A 13,327-nucleotide genomic window follows, 5' to 3' on the forward strand; every position below is an offset into this window, starting at 1 on the left:
GCGCCAGTTTTCCTGACGCTCCGTCAATTGGGAAGCCCGTACGCCCGGATCACTCGCCGATCAGGCCCGCGCGCAGCTGCGCGAGGGTGCGGGTGAGCAGCCGGGAGACGTGCATCTGGGAGATGCCGACCTCCTCGCCGATCTGCGACTGGGTCATGTTCGCGAAGAACCGCAGCATGATGATCTGCCGTTCGCGCGCCGGGAGTTTGGCGAGCAGCGGCTTCAGCGACTCGCGGTACTCGACGCCCTCGAGCGCGGTGTCCTCGTAGCCGAGGCGGTCCGCGAGCGAGCCCTCGCCGCCCTCGTCCTCGGGGGAGGGCGAGTCGAGCGAGGAGGCGGTGTAGGCGTTGCCCACGGCGAGGCCGTCGACGACGTCCTCCTCCGAGACGCCCAGGACGGCGGCGAGCTCGGGGACGGTCGGCGAGCGGTCCAGCTTCTGGGCGAGCTCGTCGCTGGCCTTGGTCAGCGCCAGGCGCAGCTCCTGGAGCCGGCGCGGGACGCGGACGGACCAGGAGGTGTCCCTAAAGAATCGTTTGATCTCGCCCACGACGGTCGGCATCGCGAACGTCGGGAACTCCACGCCGCGTTCGCAGTCGAACCGGTCGATCGCCTTGATCAGACCGATCGTGCCGACCTGGACGATGTCTTCCATCGGCTCGTTGCGGCTGCGGAAGCGCGCGGCGGCGTACCGGACCAGGGGCAGGTTCAGCTCGATCAGGGTGTCGCGTACGTACGCCCGGTCGGGGCTGTCCGCGTCCAGGGCGGCGAGGCGCTGGAAGAGGGAGCGGGAGAGGGTGCGGGTGTCGATGGCTTCCGAGCGGTCAGACACTGGCCGTGCTGCCGGCGTCGCGCTCTTGACGAGCGTGAGCACCTGTGAGCTGCCCTGGTCTACGGACATGCCACCCCCTTGAGGTCGCGGACGGTCGCGTTCGGCGCGCCCGTCGGAGGAACGCAGCCTCCACCTGAATACCGGAGGCGGGGCTGCGGCAAACGCGGTTCAAGCAGAATGTCACATGTCGGCAACACGCTGTAGCGCCAAGTCGACATATATCTCCAGCGACAGACGAGGTCAGAGGGCGATCAGCCCGTTCTGTCGGGAATCAAGTGAATGATCTCCACTCGTTACGGTTACGCCTCGATCCTGTTTGCGGATCTCAGTCGGGCGAAACTGCGGGCGAGGAGCCGTGAGACGTGCATCTGGGAGACGCCGAGCTCCGCGCTGATCTGGGATTGCGTCAGATTGTTGTAGTACCGCAGGAGCAGGATCCTTTGTTCTCGCTCGGGCAGCTGTACGAGCAGGTGGCGCACGAGGTCGCGGTGTTCGACCCCGGCCAGCTCCGGATCCTCGTAACCGAGGCGGTCGAGGAGGCCGGGCATTCCGTCGCCTTCCTGCGCGGCCTCGAGCGAGGTTGCGTGATAACTCCGGCCGGCCTCGATGCAGGAGAGGACCTCGTCCTCGGTGATGCGCAGCCGCTCGGCGATCTCGGCGGTGGTCGGGGTGCGGCCGTGGAGGGTGGTGAGGTCCTCGGTGGCGGCGTTGACCTGCACCCACAGCTCGTGGAGGCGGCGGGGCACGTGGACGGTGCGCACGTTGTCGCGGAAGTAGCGCTTGATCTCGCCCACGACGGTCGGCATCGCGAAGGTCGGGAACTGCACGCCGCGGTCCGGGTCGAACCGGTCGATGGCGTTGATCAGCCCGATGGTGCCGACCTGGACCACGTCCTCCATCGGCTCGTTGCGGCTGCGGAAGCGGGCGGCCGCGTAGCGGACGAGCGGGAGGTTGGCCTCGATGAGGGCCCCGCGCACCCGGTTGTGCTCGCTGGTGCCCGGCTGGAGCCCCTTCAGCTGCCCGAAGAGGACCTGGGTCAGGGCCCGGGTGTCCGCGCCCCGGCTCGGCGGCCTGGGGGGCGCGGGAGGGGGTCCTGGCGCGGCCGGGGGCTCCTCCGGGGACGGATCCTGGCGTGGCTCCGGGCGGAGCCCCTGGCGCGACTCCTGCCGGGGCGGTGCCGGGGAGTCCTGCTGCGGGTCCTGCTGGGGTGGCACCTGAGGCGCTGTACTGGCCGGCACGGTCACGCCACCCCTTCGGTCAACTCATCCGTCAAAAGCGGTCATAGCATCACAAGAGATGTGCACTGTGTGCAAGCACCGTATATCACCGTGTTGAGGGCAAGTTGGGCATATTAGGGCATTACGCCCAGTGGTGGGTATGCAAAAAGCCCCCCACCCGTCGGAGTGGGGGGCCGGGAAATCCGGAAGCCGCTTCAGCGTACGGGCTCAGCGCACCAGTTCGGTCATGAACTCGCCGATACCGGAGGCTGCATCCGATATGCCCTGGAAGCCTATTCCGACCATCTCGGCCGCGCGCTTGGGCTGGGTGATGATCACGAAGAGGACGAAGACGGTGAGGGCACCCGTGATGAGCTTCTTGGTGTCCATGTGCGCTGACGGCCTCCCCAACCGGTCCTGCGAAGTCGGGTGAGTCTAACCGGTCGCGTTTGGACACTCACCCGGCCTTTAAGGACCAATGACCCGGCACTCCGGGCCCTTTGCCGGTGTGCCCGCGGTTGCGGGGGGCGCAGGATTGATGTGAGCCCACCGGTTCTGGCAGGAAATCGGTGGGTGAGGGACAGGACCTCACTGCGGGGTCCGAGCCGCAAGCTTCCCCCCTGACTGCGGCCCGGACTGGCAGGTTCCGTCCTCATCGGGGGAAGTGGCTTGTCCCCCCGATGCCACTTCCCCCGTCCCATACGTGGAAGGTCCCGACTCCGGTCGGGGCCTTCTTCGTGTTTTCCGGTTCTCCCGCCCGCTCCGCGTTCCCGCCGTCTCCGCTTCCCCGCTACTGGATGGCGCCGGCGAGGTCCGTCAGGGGCTGTACGGGGGCGATGACCGGTGCCAGGTCGTTCGGGAGCTCCGCCAGCCGGTTGAGCTGGTTCGCGCCCTCGCTGATCTTCCCGCCGATCTCCTGGACGGAGGTGGGCTGGGCGCCCGTGGGCATGCCCGGGGCGGCCGACGGGAGGTCCGGGAGGGTCAGGGGGGCCACGGGCGCGGCGGAGGCGGCGGGTGCGGCGAGTCCCGCGGCGGCCCCCGCGAGGGCGATGGCGGCGAGCATGCGCTGGGTCTTGGTCATGCCGTGACAACGGCCGAGGGGGCGGGCGGTCACGCGGACGTCATCCGGAGGGACGCGCGGGCGGACGCGCGGGCGGACGCGCGGGCGGGTTGCGGCGCCCCCCCCGCTGCCGTCCGGGCGGAACGCCGAGAGCCCCGACCCTTGCGGGTCGGGGCTCTCGATCGGAGCGGTAGTGGAGGGATTTGAACCCCCGATGGGTTGCCCCATACTCGCTTTCGAGGCGAGCTCCTTCGGCCACTCGGACACACTACCGAGATGGATCCTAGCCTAAGGATCCTCGTTCACCGAAATCGGAATCCGCCGTGCCGGTCACAGGCAGCGGAAGAAGTCGGTCAGCTGCCGTGCGCACTCCTCGGCGAGGACGCCGCGGATCACTTCGGGCCGGTGGTTGAGCCGCCGGTCCCGCACGAGGTCCCACAGCGAGCCGGCCGCGCCCGCCTTCTCGTCGTCCGCGCCGAAGACGACGCGGGCGACGCGGGACTGCACGAGCGCGCCCGCGCACATCACGCACGGCTCCAGGGTCACCACGAGGGTGCACCCCGGAAGCCGCCATTCCCCGAGGGCGGCAGCGGCCCGGCGCAGCGCCAGTACCTCGGCGTGCGCCGTGGGGTCGCCGGTCGCCTCGCGCTCGTTGTGCCCGGCGGCGATGACCGCGCCGTCGGGGCCGAGCACGACGGCGCCGACCGGCACGTCGCCGGCCGGCACCGCCCGGGCGGCCTCCCGGAGCGCCAGGCGCATGGGGTCCCGCCACGGGTCCCGTACGGGATCGGGGCCGTGCGCGTCGTGCGCGAGGTGCGCGTCGTGCCGGTCGGGCGCGTCGTGCCCTTCGTGCGGGTGGTGCGGAGGGAGCACTAGCGGACGGCCTCCAGGACCTCGGTGGCCCCGAGGGACTCGGCGATCTCCGAGAGGGCGTCCCCGTCCAGGGTCATCAGTTGTTTGTGGGTCACGCCGAGGTCGTCCAGCAACTGGGGGTCGCCGAGCGGACCGGCCGGTACCGGCTCCGCGCCGGTGCCTCCCGGCTCGTCCTCGTCGTCGGTCTCGTCGGTGAAGGCGGTGAGGGGTTCCTCCTCGCCGTCCTCGGTGCCGTCCAGGTCCAGCTCGTCGAGTTCGTCGTCCTCCTCGTCGCTGCCCAGCAGCTCTTTGGTCAGCATCGAGCCGTAGGAGCTGCGGGCGGCCGCGGAGGCGTTCGATACGAAGTACCGCGGGTCCTCCTCGCCGTCCACGCGGACGACGCCGAACCAGGCGTCCTCCTGCTCGATGAGGGCGACCACCGTGTCGTCGTCGACAGCGGCGGACCGGGCGAGATCGATCAGATCACTGAGGGACTCGACGTCGTCGAGTTCCATGTCGCTCGCTTCCCACCCGTCTTCGGTGCGCGCGAGCAGTGCGGCGAAATACACCGTGACTCTCCCACTGGTCTTAGGCGTGCCGGTTGGAGGTCCCCCCGGCCGGAGGTTGGGGCCGAACGGCCGTGGTTCTCGCCGTACTGCCCCGCCCAATCGGCATCGTGGCAGAAACGGCGGCATTGCGAGAGGTCTTCCGCGCTTGCGTCGTCCCGTGCCGTGCGGTGCGCGGCCCGTACGGAGGGCGCGGGGCGGCGGTGCCGTACGGGTCCGGGGCCCCGGCCGGGCTCCGCAGCGGCGCTCGCGCGCGCCGGGCGCGCCCCGGCCGTGTCGGACCCAGGGTCACCAGCGGAACGTGCGCATGCGCATCTGCTGGCGCATGCGGGCGGCGCGGGCACGCCGGGGCTGGACGCGGTCGCGCAGCGCCCGCGCCTCCATGAGGTCGCGCAGGAACTGCGCGCGGCGTGCTCGGCGCTGCGCCGCGGTCTCGGGCACTTCGTCGCTCGGCTGAGAGTCGGGCATCGGCCACCACCCCGGGCTGGTCGGTCGTTCCCCCTGGCACCCACCTTCCCCCGGACGGGCCGTTTGATGCCACCCCACCGCAGGTCAGAACGGTCAGGCGGCGTCGGCCGCCTCGTCGGGAAGGGTCGGGACGACGGCCACGGGGCCGTGCGCGTGCTGGAGCACGGCGTTCGCCACCGAGCCGATGAGCAGAGACATGGCCTTGCGCCGCGGGTGGTGGCGGCCCACCACCACCAGCTCCGCCGACCGCGAGGCGATGACCAGCCGTCCCGCCGCGTCCCCGGGCACGGCGGCCTGCTCGACCGGGACGCCGGGGTAGCGGTCGCGGAAGGGTGCCAGCCGCTCCGTCTGGGAGCGCAGCATCTCGCGCTCGGCCGGTACGGCGTCCCCGTCGTCCGCCAGTCCCTCCGGCGGGATCACGACGAAGGGGGCGTCGATCATCATGGTCGGCGCGGGCGGTATCGCGTACGCGGACACCACCTGGACGGTGGTCCCCCGCACGGACGCCTCGGTGAACGCGAAGTCCAGTACGTCGTCCGGGGTCTCCGCCGCGTGCAGTCCGAGCACCACCTTGCCGGCGGACTCCTCCGCCGAGGCGTCGGCCGCCTTCCGGTCCGCGTGGGGGATCACCACGACCGGGCAGGGCGCGGTGGTGGCGACGGCGCGGCTGTTCGAGCCGAGCAGCAGGCTGGCGAAGCCGCCGCGCCCGCGGGAGCCCATCACGAGCATCAGGGCCTCCGCGCCGATCACGCGCAGGGCCTCGGGGACGGAGCCCTCCAGGGACTCGTACCGGACGCCTTCCGGCAGGCCGGGGCCGCCGCCCAGCAGGGCCCGGATCCGCTCGCCGACCGGGTCGGCGAACTCCTCCGGCTGCGAGGAGTCGTGCAGCGCGGCCCGGCGGCCCGCGTACAACTGGGCGTGGTCGGGCAGTACATGGGCGACGAGCAGCCCCGTACCGTGCCGCAGCGCCGCGGCCCCGGCCCACTCCAGGGCGCGCAGGCTGTGCTCGGATCCGTCGACGGCGGCGATCACCGGTGCGTGGCTCATCAGTCCAGCCTGGAGGGCCCGCGCGCGGGTCGCATCCGCAGACGGACGCGCGGGGGCCCGCTCAGCGCGTAGCCTTTTGGGTGCAGGTCGCGTCTCGCGGCCGTTTTTGCAGGTCGCAGGCCGAGTTTTGGAGGATGTTGTGCGTTTGCAGGTCGTCGATCACCCCTTGGTGGCGCACAAACTCACCACCCTGCGCGACAAGCGCACCGACTCCCCCACCTTCCGCCGGCTCGCCGACGAGCTGGTGACCCTGCTCGCGTACGAGGCCACGCGTGACGTGCGCACCGAGCAGGCCGACATCGAGACCCCGGTCGCCCCGACCACCGGTGTGAAGCTCTCGCACCCGCGCCCGCTGGTCGTGCCGATCCTGCGGGCCGGTCTCGGCATGCTCGACGGCATGGTGCGGCTCCTGCCGACCGCCGAGGTGGGCTTCCTGGGCATGGTGCGCAACGAGGAGACCCTGGAGGCCTCCACGTACGCGACGCGCATGCCGGAGGACCTCTCGGGGCGCCAGGTCTACGTCGTCGACCCGATGCTGGCCACCGGCGGCACGCTCGTCGCGGCGATCCGGGAACTGATCAAGCGCGGCGCCGACGACGTCACGGCCGTGGTACTGCTGGCCGCGCCCGAGGGTGTCGAGATCATGGAGCGCGAGCTGGCGGGCACGCCGGTGACCGTGGTGACGGCCGCGGTGGACGAGCGGCTCAACGAGCACGGCTACATCGTTCCGGGCCTGGGCGACGCGGGCGACCGCATGTACGGCTCGGCCGAATAGCACCACCGGCTCCGGACGGCGGGACGGCCCGGACGGCCGGAGCGCCCCGGCCGCCGGAGCCCCGGACCGGGGCTCCGGGGCGTCGTCAGGGCGTCAGCACTTCGCGGCGGGCGCGGGCACGGGGTTGGCCAGGACGGCCAGCGCCTTGTCCGCGTCCTCCTTCGTGCTCAGCTCCTTGAAGGCATCGCCCAGGATCAGGTCGATGTCCGCGGTCTCGCGGGTGTCGGTCTGCTGGGTGGTGCCGGCGAGCTGGGTGCCCAGCACGCTGAAGGCGGCCTTGTCGGTGGCGGGGGAGCCCAGCAGTATCCCGGTGCCGGGGACCTTCTTGTCGAAGTCGGCGGGGGCGTTGCCGACGTTGCCGACGTTGAAGCCGCGTTTGCGCAGCTCGTCGCCGACGGCCTTGGCGAGGCCCGCGCGCGGGGTCGCGTTGTAGACGTTGACGGTGATGTCGGCGGGCTTCGGCAGGACGACCGCCGGTTTCTGGGAGGCGGCCGCCGCGGCTTCGGGGCCGCCCTTGGCCGCGGTGTCGGCCGCCTTCGTCGGACAGTCCTTGGCGCCCGCGGCCGTGTTCCGCTTCGGGCTGTCGCCCTGGAACACGTCGATGAGCTGCAAGGCCCCGTAGCCGAGCAGGGCCAGGGCGAGGACCGAGCCGAGGACGGCGAAGATGATCCGACGGGGGCTCCGCTTACGGCTCATGCGGGGGTAAGCGGCTCCCGTGACGCGGTACTTTCCGCCCATGCCGGGGGGAGTGAGCATGCTCATGGGCGCAGCGTAGTGCCGCTCGGTGGCGATGCCTACTAAATGATCTGCTGATAGGTCAATGGTGACCCGAAAGGCGCAATCCACGCGAAGCGCCGGAAATCCCTACCCGTGTCCGTCGGCGGGTGGGCGCGGGCGGGTAGGGGCCGGGCGGGGGCCCGCCGGGCCTTGGCCGCCGGGCCCGCGGGGCGGGCCCGGGCCGCGGGCTCAGTCCATCTCGAGGACGCGGGCGTGCAGCACCTGGCGCTGCTGCAGGGCGGCGCGCACGGCGCGGTGCAGTCCGTCCTCCAGGTAGAGGTCGCCCCGCCACTTCACGACGTGCGCGAAGAGGTCGCCGTAGAAGGTCGAGTCCTCGGCGAGCAGCGTTTCGAGGTCGAGCTGTCCCTTGGTCGTCACCAGCTGGTCGAGCCGGACCGGGCGCGGCGCGACATCCGCCCACTGCCGGGTGCTTTCCCGGCCGTGGTCGGGGTACGGCTTTCCGTTACCGATGCGCTTGAAGATCACACGGAAAGCCTACCGGGCCCGGCCCTGCGTGCGCAGCCTCGCCGCGTTGGTGCAAAAGTGACGAAGAGCGCCAATTCGGGAGTGATGCATGAGCGAGAGCACCGACCCCGCCGCCGTGGCGGACCAGACGGGCCCAGCCGACAAGATCGCTGCCGGATACGCCTTCACCGGACCCGCGCTCGACCTGGGGGCCCTGCTCTGGGACGGCGGCTGCCTGCCGGACCACCAGATCCGCATCCCCCTGCCGATGCTCAACCGGCACGGGCTGGTCGCGGGCGCGACGGGCACCGGCAAGACCAAGACCCTCCAGCTGATCGCCGAGCAGCTGTCGGCCAACGGGGTGCCGGTCTTCCTCGCGGACGTCAAGGGCGACGTCTCGGGGATCTCGGCGCCGGGCGCGCCGAACGAGAAGGTCGGGCAGCGGGCGAAGGACGTGGCCCAGCAGTGGGAGGCCACCGGATACCCGAGCGAGTTCTACTCGCTGGGCGGCATCGGCCCCGGGATCCCGGTCCGCTCCACCGTCACCAGCTTCGGCCCGGTCCTGATGTCGAAGGTGCTCCAGCTCAACCAGACGCAGGAGCAGTCCCTCGGCCTGATCTTCCACTACGCCGATGCCAAGGGCCTGGAGCTGATCGACCTCAAGGACCTGCGCGCGGTCGTCGCCTTCCTCGTGTCCGACAAGGGGAAACCGGAGCTCAAGGGCATCGGGGGGCTGTCCACGGTGACGGCCGGGGTGATCCTGCGGGCACTGACCGCCTTCGAGCAGCAGGGGGCGGCGGAGTTCTTCGGCGAGCCCGAGTTCGACACCAGTGAGTTCCTGCGGACGGCCGCGGACGGCCGGGGCGTGGTCTCCGTACTGGAACTCCCCGCGGTCCAGGACAAGCCGCAGCTCTTCTCCACCTTCCTGATGTGGCTGCTCGCTGACCTCTTCAACGACCTGCCGGAGGTCGGCGACCTGGAGCAGCCCAAGCTCGTCTTCTTCTTCGACGAGGCGCACCTGCTCTTCAACGGCGCCTCGAAGGCCTTCCTCGACTCCATCACCCAGACCGTGCGCCTCATCCGCTCCAAGGGCGTGGGCGTGTTCTTCGTGACGCAGACCCCCAAGGACGTGCCGGGGGACGTGCTCGCCCAGCTCGGCAACCGCGTGCAGCACGCACTGCGCGCCTTCACCCCCGACGACGCGAAGGCGCTGAAGGCGACGGTGAAGACCTTCCCCCACTCCGACTACGACCTGGAGGAGCTGCTCACGCAGCTGGGGACCGGCGAGGCGGTGATCACCGTGCTCAGCGAGAACGGCGCCCCGACCCCGGTCGCGGCGACCCGGCTGCGCGCCCCGCAGTCGCTGATGGGGCCGGTCGACCCGGCGGCCCTGGACCGGGCGGTGAAGTCCTCGCTGCTCTGGTCGCGCTACGCGGAGCCCGTGGACCGCGAGTCGGCGTACGAGAAGATCAGCGCCGAGCAGGCCGCAGCGGAGGCGCAGGCAGAGGCGGCAGCGGCGGAGGCCGAGGCGGAGAAGCAGGCCAAGGAGGCCGAGAAGGAGGCGGCGCGGGCCGCGCGCAGTGCCCCGAAGCCCGATCCCTCACTGGCCGAGCAGGTGGTGGGGAGCGGGCTGTTCCGGTCGCTGGCCCGGTCGATCGGGACGCAGCTGGGCCGGGAGATCTCGCGTTCGATCTTCGGCACGGCACGCAAGCGGCGCTGAGCGGCGGTCCCGTCCGCTCCCGGCCCCGGTCCCCCGATCCAGGCGGAATCGAGCGCACCGGGTGACGGGAACCGGCCGGTCGCTGACAGACTCGTGGCATGCGGACCGAACTGACCGACACCACGTCCAGCAAGATCAACCGGGCGCTGCTCGCAGCCCGCCGGGAGATAGGCAGCCCCACCACGGGGCTGGTGCTCACCCTCGTCGTCGTCACCGACGAGGAGAACGCCTACGACGCGCTGCGCGCCGCCTCCGAGGCCTCGCGCGAGCACCCCTGCCGCGTCATCACGGTGATCAAGCGGACCTCGCGGGGCTCGCACAAGCTCCGCGCGACCCGGCTCGACGCCGAGCTGCGGGTCGGTACGGACGCGGGCACCGGGGAGACCCTGGTGCTGCGCCTGCACGGGGAGCTGACCGGGCAGGCCGGCTCGGTCGTCCTGCCGCTGCTGGTGCCGGACGCGCCGGTCGTGGCGTGGTGGCCGGCCGACGCCCCCGCCGACGTGGCGCGGGACTCCCTGGGCGCGCTCGCGCAGCGCCGGATCACGGACGCGGCCGCGGCCTTCGACCCGGTCGGCGTACTGGACGAGCGGGCCGCCGCCTACCAGCCCGGCGACACCGACCTGGCCTGGACCCGGCTGACCCCGTGGCGGGCCCTGCTGGCGGCCGCCCTGGACCAGAAGCCGCTGCCGGTGACCGGCGCGGCGGTGGCGAGCGAGCCCGACAACGCGAGCGCCGAGCTGCTGGCGCGCTGGCTGGAGGACCGGCTCGGGGTGCCGGTGGACCGGGTGCCGAGCGAGGGCCCGGTGATCACCCGGGTCACCCTGCGCACCACGGGCGGCGAGATCCGGGTGGACCGGCCCGCGGGCGCCCTGGCCACGCTGGTCCTGCCGGGGAGCCCCGACCGCAGCGTGGCCCTGAAGATCCGCAGCGGCGCCGAACTGATCGCGGAGGAACTGCGCCGCCTCGACGCGGACGTGACCTACGGTTCCGCGCTGCGGCGGCGGCCGCTCCAGGCGGCGCTCTCCGCGTAGTGGTTGTCGTACGTGGCGGAGCTGTCCTTGATGTCCTGGACGGTGGCCTCGCCCGCGTTGACCCGGCCGAGCAGGCGGTAGTAGTCGAAGCGGCCCATGCCGGGGGTGAAGCCGACGAACACGCTCGCGGTGTGGCCGGCGGCGGGGGCGAAGGCGTGCTTGACGCCGGGCGGGACGGCGAGGAAGTCGCCGGCGTCGAGGGTTTGGACCTCGTCGCCGACCAGGATGTCGAGCCGGCCGGCGGTGACGTGGAAGAACTCGGTGGCCTTGGTGTGGAAGTGCACCGGGGCGCCGGCCGCGCCCTCGTCGAAGGTGGCCGTGTTGCAGGTGAGTTCGGCGGTGTCCGTGAGCAGGGTGATGAGGCTGCCGGGGGCGTCGTGGATGGCTTCGGCGGTGGCGGCGCGGGTCGCGATCTCTGTCATGTCCATCAATCTACGGTCCGGATCGACCGGCTTCAGGGGTCAATCGGGCCCGGATCCGGCCGGTCAATTCGGCCCTCGCCGATGCCGTCGCCGGCGCCCCGCCCCTCAGCCCGAACTCTTCGCCGCCTTGGCCGCGGCCTTCATCTCCTGTTTGTGCGCCCGGACCTTGGCCAGTGAGGCGGGGCCGGTGATGTCGGCCGCCGAGCGGTAGACGTTCGCCGGTCCGTAGCCGCCCGCCGCCTCCCGCCAGCCCTTCGGGCGCACGCCGAGCCGCTTGCCCAGCAGGGCGAGGAAGATCTGGGCCTTCTGTTCGCCGAAGCCGGGCAGTGCCTTGAGCCGCGCCAGCAGTTCCTCCCCCGTCCCGACGCCGTTCCAGACGGCCTCGGCGTCCCCGTCGTAGTGCTCCACCAGGTACGCGCACAGCTGCTGGATCCGCTTCGCCATCGACCCGGGGTAGCGGTGCACGGCCGGCTTGTCCGAGAGCAGGGCGGCGAACGCCTCCGGGTCGTACGCGGCGATGGCGTGCGCGTCCAGGTCGTCGGAGCCGAGCCGCCGGGCGATCGTCCAGGGCCCGGAGAAGGCCCACTCCATCGGCACCTGCTGGTCCAGCAGCATCCCGACGAGCGCGGCGAGCGGGCTCCGGGAGAGCAGAGCGTCGGCCTCCGGCTGCTGTGCCAGCCGGATGGTGATGTCCTTGTCCATGGCTCCAGCCTCGCGCGCGGGCGCGTTCCCCGCGCGGTCGGCACACCGCGCGCCTAGCGTGGATACGACGACAGCTACGCGTACGTCCGAGTCCGAATCCGAGGAGTCGATCGATCATGGGTGAGTTCACCGAAGGCGCGCCGTGCTGGGTGGACGCGATGTTCGCCGACGTGGAGGCCGCCAAGACCTTCTACGCCGACGTGCTGGGCTGGACCTTCGGCGAGGCCAGCAGCGAGTACGGCAACTACACGCAGGCCTATTCCGACGGGAAGGCCGTCGCCGCCGTGGTCCCCCCGATGCCCGGGGCCGACGCTCCGTCGCAGTGGTGCCTGTACCTCCACTCGCCCGACGCGGCGGCCACGGCGGAGAAGGTCACCTCGAACGGCGGCGAGGTGCTGATGGGCCCGATGCAGGTGGGCAGCTTCGGCTCGATGCTGATCGCGAAGGAGCCGAGCGGGGCGGTCTTCGGCGTCTGGCAGCCGGGTGACCACAAGGGGTTCGAGAAGACGGGCGAGGCGGGCGCGTACGCCTGGGCGGAGGTCTTCACCCGGGAGCCCGACAAGCCGGACGCCTTCCTTCCGGCGGTGTTCCCGTACAGCACCCAGGAGATGGACGCGGGCGACGACCCGGAAGCGGCCGGCATGGACTTCAAGGTCTACAGCGTCGGCGGTCCGGAGAATCCGGTGCTGGGCCGGATGAAGATGGGCGACGAGTTCCCGCCCGAGGTCCCCTCCTACATCCAGGTGTACTTCGGCGTCCCGAACTGCGACGAGGCGATCGAGAAGGCGAAGAAGCACGGCGGGCAGCTGCACTTCGGCCCGATGGACAGCCCGTTCGGCCGTTTCGCGGCGCTGACGGACCAGCAGGGCGCGGCCTTCGCGGTGATCGACATGTCGACGACGGTCGGGGAGATGCCCGACTTCGGCTGAGCCGCCGCACGACGTCACATCCCGGCCCCCGGCGCCGTCAGCGCGCCGAACCACACGTGGGTGACCGCGCTGACGTAGCGCGCCCCGCAGCGGTCCGAGGGCACGACCAGCTGGCTGCCCGCCTCGTCGAGGTCCTCCCCGTCGAGCCGGGTGGCCAGCAGGACGGGGCTGTCCCCGAAGTCGGCGTCGAGCTCGGCCCAGGACAGGACGGAGTGGTGGCCGTCCCCGCCGCTGATCGCGATCAGGAAGCGGCTCCTGTCCTTGCGCCGCCGGGCGTCGAACGCGGGGCCCGCGTCCGCGATCACGTCACGGAGCAACGGGCCCTCGAACACGTGGTGCTGCGGGCCGTTCGTCGCGCAGTCGAACGTGACCGCAGCCCGGTGCTGTGCCCATTCCCGCAGGTCCGCGACGCTCAGGGTCGCCGGGTGGTCCAGGTCTCCGTGCAGCATCAGTTTGGCCATGGGTAG

The 13,327-nt window shown here is 71.6% G+C and carries 17 protein-coding genes and 1 tRNA gene; 4 read left to right on the top strand and 14 right to left on the bottom strand.

Annotation, left to right across the window (positions count from 1 at the left end; translation table 11 throughout):
* Positions 1 to 49 precede the first annotated feature (49 nt).
* From ACTVZO_RS22605 to ACTVZO_RS22645, 9 genes are all read right to left on the bottom strand, one after another.
* On the bottom strand, positions 50 to 898 hold the full coding sequence (locus tag ACTVZO_RS22605; protein ID WP_443300132.1) for an RNA polymerase sigma factor SigF: 849 nt from the start codon (positions 896 to 898) through the stop codon (positions 50 to 52).
* A gap of 230 nt (positions 899 to 1,128) precedes the next feature.
* Positions 1,129 to 2,043, bottom strand: a complete 915-nt coding sequence (locus tag ACTVZO_RS22610) for an RNA polymerase sigma factor SigF (RefSeq protein ID WP_443300133.1) — start codon at positions 2,041 to 2,043, stop codon at positions 1,129 to 1,131.
* Between the two features lie 231 nt (positions 2,044 to 2,274).
* Entirely contained in the window at positions 2,275 to 2,436 is a 162-nt protein-coding gene (locus tag ACTVZO_RS22615; protein WP_215014193.1) for a hypothetical protein, read from the bottom strand.
* 400 nt (positions 2,437 to 2,836) lie between these two features.
* Complete coding sequence (locus ACTVZO_RS22620) at positions 2,837 to 3,127, bottom strand: hypothetical protein (RefSeq protein WP_443300134.1); 291 nt, start codon at positions 3,125 to 3,127, stop codon at positions 2,837 to 2,839.
* 167 nt (positions 3,128 to 3,294) lie between these two features.
* A tRNA-Ser gene (locus tag ACTVZO_RS22625) sits at positions 3,295 to 3,379 on the bottom strand.
* Between the two features lie 57 nt (positions 3,380 to 3,436).
* The gene (tadA, locus tag ACTVZO_RS22630; protein WP_443303242.1) at positions 3,437 to 3,865 is read right to left on the bottom strand and encodes a tRNA adenosine(34) deaminase TadA; all 429 of its coding nucleotides are present in this window, start codon (positions 3,863 to 3,865) and stop codon (positions 3,437 to 3,439) included.
* Positions 3,866 to 3,978: 113 nt separating this feature from the next.
* Positions 3,979 to 4,527, bottom strand: a complete 549-nt coding sequence (locus tag ACTVZO_RS22635; RefSeq protein ID WP_384216864.1) for a tRNA adenosine deaminase-associated protein — start codon at positions 4,525 to 4,527, stop codon at positions 3,979 to 3,981.
* A gap of 285 nt (positions 4,528 to 4,812) precedes the next feature.
* The gene (locus ACTVZO_RS22640) at positions 4,813 to 4,992 is read right to left on the bottom strand and encodes a hypothetical protein (protein ID WP_443300135.1); all 180 of its coding nucleotides are present in this window, start codon (positions 4,990 to 4,992) and stop codon (positions 4,813 to 4,815) included.
* Between the two features lie 93 nt (positions 4,993 to 5,085).
* Complete coding sequence (locus ACTVZO_RS22645) at positions 5,086 to 6,039, bottom strand: universal stress protein (protein ID WP_443300136.1); 954 nt, start codon at positions 6,037 to 6,039, stop codon at positions 5,086 to 5,088.
* Between the two features lie 139 nt (positions 6,040 to 6,178).
* On the opposite strand from ACTVZO_RS22645, the gene upp reads away from it, so the two are divergent.
* A complete protein-coding gene (gene upp, locus ACTVZO_RS22650) occupies positions 6,179 to 6,814 on the top strand; it encodes a uracil phosphoribosyltransferase (protein WP_069921170.1) in 636 nt (211 codons plus the stop codon).
* Between the two features lie 93 nt (positions 6,815 to 6,907).
* Here upp and ACTVZO_RS22655 read toward each other — a convergent pair whose 3' ends face one another.
* Both ACTVZO_RS22655 and ACTVZO_RS22660 read right to left on the bottom strand, forming a co-directional pair.
* On the bottom strand, positions 6,908 to 7,552 hold the full coding sequence (locus tag ACTVZO_RS22655; protein WP_443303243.1) for a LytR C-terminal domain-containing protein: 645 nt from the start codon (positions 7,550 to 7,552) through the stop codon (positions 6,908 to 6,910).
* 228 nt (positions 7,553 to 7,780) lie between these two features.
* A complete protein-coding gene (locus tag ACTVZO_RS22660; protein WP_017240525.1) occupies positions 7,781 to 8,077 on the bottom strand; it encodes a type II toxin-antitoxin system VapB family antitoxin in 297 nt (98 codons plus the stop codon).
* A gap of 88 nt (positions 8,078 to 8,165) precedes the next feature.
* Between ACTVZO_RS22660 and ACTVZO_RS22665 the strand changes: the two genes are divergently transcribed.
* Together ACTVZO_RS22665 and opcA are read left to right on the top strand one after the other, a co-directional pair.
* Complete coding sequence (locus tag ACTVZO_RS22665; protein ID WP_443300137.1) at positions 8,166 to 9,776, top strand: helicase HerA-like domain-containing protein; 1,611 nt, start codon at positions 8,166 to 8,168, stop codon at positions 9,774 to 9,776.
* 98 nt (positions 9,777 to 9,874) lie between these two features.
* Positions 9,875 to 10,807, top strand: a complete 933-nt coding sequence (gene opcA / locus ACTVZO_RS22670) for a glucose-6-phosphate dehydrogenase assembly protein OpcA (RefSeq protein WP_443300138.1) — start codon at positions 9,875 to 9,877, stop codon at positions 10,805 to 10,807.
* Here the strand turns inward: opcA and ACTVZO_RS22675 are convergent.
* Together ACTVZO_RS22675 and ACTVZO_RS22680 are read right to left on the bottom strand one after the other, a co-directional pair.
* The gene (locus tag ACTVZO_RS22675; protein ID WP_443300139.1) at positions 10,756 to 11,229 is read right to left on the bottom strand and encodes a cupin domain-containing protein; all 474 of its coding nucleotides are present in this window, start codon (positions 11,227 to 11,229) and stop codon (positions 10,756 to 10,758) included. The genes opcA and ACTVZO_RS22675 overlap by 52 nt on opposite strands.
* 105 nt (positions 11,230 to 11,334) lie before the next feature.
* On the bottom strand, positions 11,335 to 11,931 hold the full coding sequence (locus ACTVZO_RS22680) for an HhH-GPD-type base excision DNA repair protein (RefSeq protein ID WP_443300140.1): 597 nt from the start codon (positions 11,929 to 11,931) through the stop codon (positions 11,335 to 11,337).
* 116 nt (positions 11,932 to 12,047) lie between these two features.
* Between ACTVZO_RS22680 and ACTVZO_RS22685 the strand changes: the two genes are divergently transcribed.
* Complete coding sequence (locus ACTVZO_RS22685; RefSeq protein WP_443300141.1) at positions 12,048 to 12,860, top strand: VOC family protein; 813 nt, start codon at positions 12,048 to 12,050, stop codon at positions 12,858 to 12,860.
* 14 nt (positions 12,861 to 12,874) lie between these two features.
* On the opposite strand, the gene ACTVZO_RS22690 is transcribed toward ACTVZO_RS22685, so the two are convergent.
* Positions 12,875 to 13,321: a molybdopterin-dependent oxidoreductase gene (locus tag ACTVZO_RS22690; RefSeq protein WP_384216847.1), complete on the bottom strand. Its 447-nt coding sequence runs from the start codon at positions 13,319 to 13,321 to the stop codon at positions 12,875 to 12,877.
* Positions 13,322 to 13,327: the final 6 nt, after the last annotated feature.

Origin of the sequence: Streptomyces sp. IBSNAI002 (genome assembly GCF_052244475.1) — a bacterium.
GTDB lineage: Bacteria > Actinomycetota > Actinomycetes > Streptomycetales > Streptomycetaceae > Streptomyces.

What these genes read in the sequence shown, in the direction of transcription:
- ACTVZO_RS22605 (WP_443300132.1), bottom strand. Translation starts at nt 898, where the DNA reads ATGTCCGTAGACCAGGGCAGCTCACAGGTGCTCACGCTCGTCAAGAGC.
- ACTVZO_RS22615 (WP_215014193.1), bottom strand. Translation starts at nt 2,436, where the DNA reads ATGGACACCAAGAAGCTCATCACGGGTGCCCTCACCGTCTTCGTCCTC.
- ACTVZO_RS22620 (WP_443300134.1), bottom strand. Translation starts at nt 3,127, where the DNA reads ATGACCAAGACCCAGCGCATGCTCGCCGCCATCGCCCTCGCGGGGGCC.
- tadA (WP_443303242.1), bottom strand. Translation starts at nt 3,865, where the DNA reads ATGCGCCTGGCGCTCCGGGAGGCCGCCCGGGCGGTGCCGGCCGGCGAC.
- ACTVZO_RS22640 (WP_443300135.1), bottom strand. Translation starts at nt 4,992, where the DNA reads ATGCCCGACTCTCAGCCGAGCGACGAAGTGCCCGAGACCGCGGCGCAG.
- ACTVZO_RS22645 (WP_443300136.1), bottom strand. Translation starts at nt 6,039, where the DNA reads ATGAGCCACGCACCGGTGATCGCCGCCGTCGACGGATCCGAGCACAGC.
- ACTVZO_RS22655 (WP_443303243.1), bottom strand. Translation starts at nt 7,552, where the DNA reads ATGGGCGGAAAGTACCGCGTCACGGGAGCCGCTTACCCCCGCATGAGC.
- ACTVZO_RS22665 (WP_443300137.1), top strand. Translation starts at nt 8,166, where the DNA reads ATGAGCGAGAGCACCGACCCCGCCGCCGTGGCGGACCAGACGGGCCCA.
- opcA (WP_443300138.1), top strand. Translation starts at nt 9,875, where the DNA reads ATGCGGACCGAACTGACCGACACCACGTCCAGCAAGATCAACCGGGCG.
- ACTVZO_RS22675 (WP_443300139.1), bottom strand. Translation starts at nt 11,229, where the DNA reads ATGACAGAGATCGCGACCCGCGCCGCCACCGCCGAAGCCATCCACGAC.
- ACTVZO_RS22680 (WP_443300140.1), bottom strand. Translation starts at nt 11,931, where the DNA reads ATGGACAAGGACATCACCATCCGGCTGGCACAGCAGCCGGAGGCCGAC.
- ACTVZO_RS22685 (WP_443300141.1), top strand. Translation starts at nt 12,048, where the DNA reads ATGGGTGAGTTCACCGAAGGCGCGCCGTGCTGGGTGGACGCGATGTTC.
- ACTVZO_RS22690 (WP_384216847.1), bottom strand. Translation starts at nt 13,321, where the DNA reads ATGGCCAAACTGATGCTGCACGGAGACCTGGACCACCCGGCGACCCTG.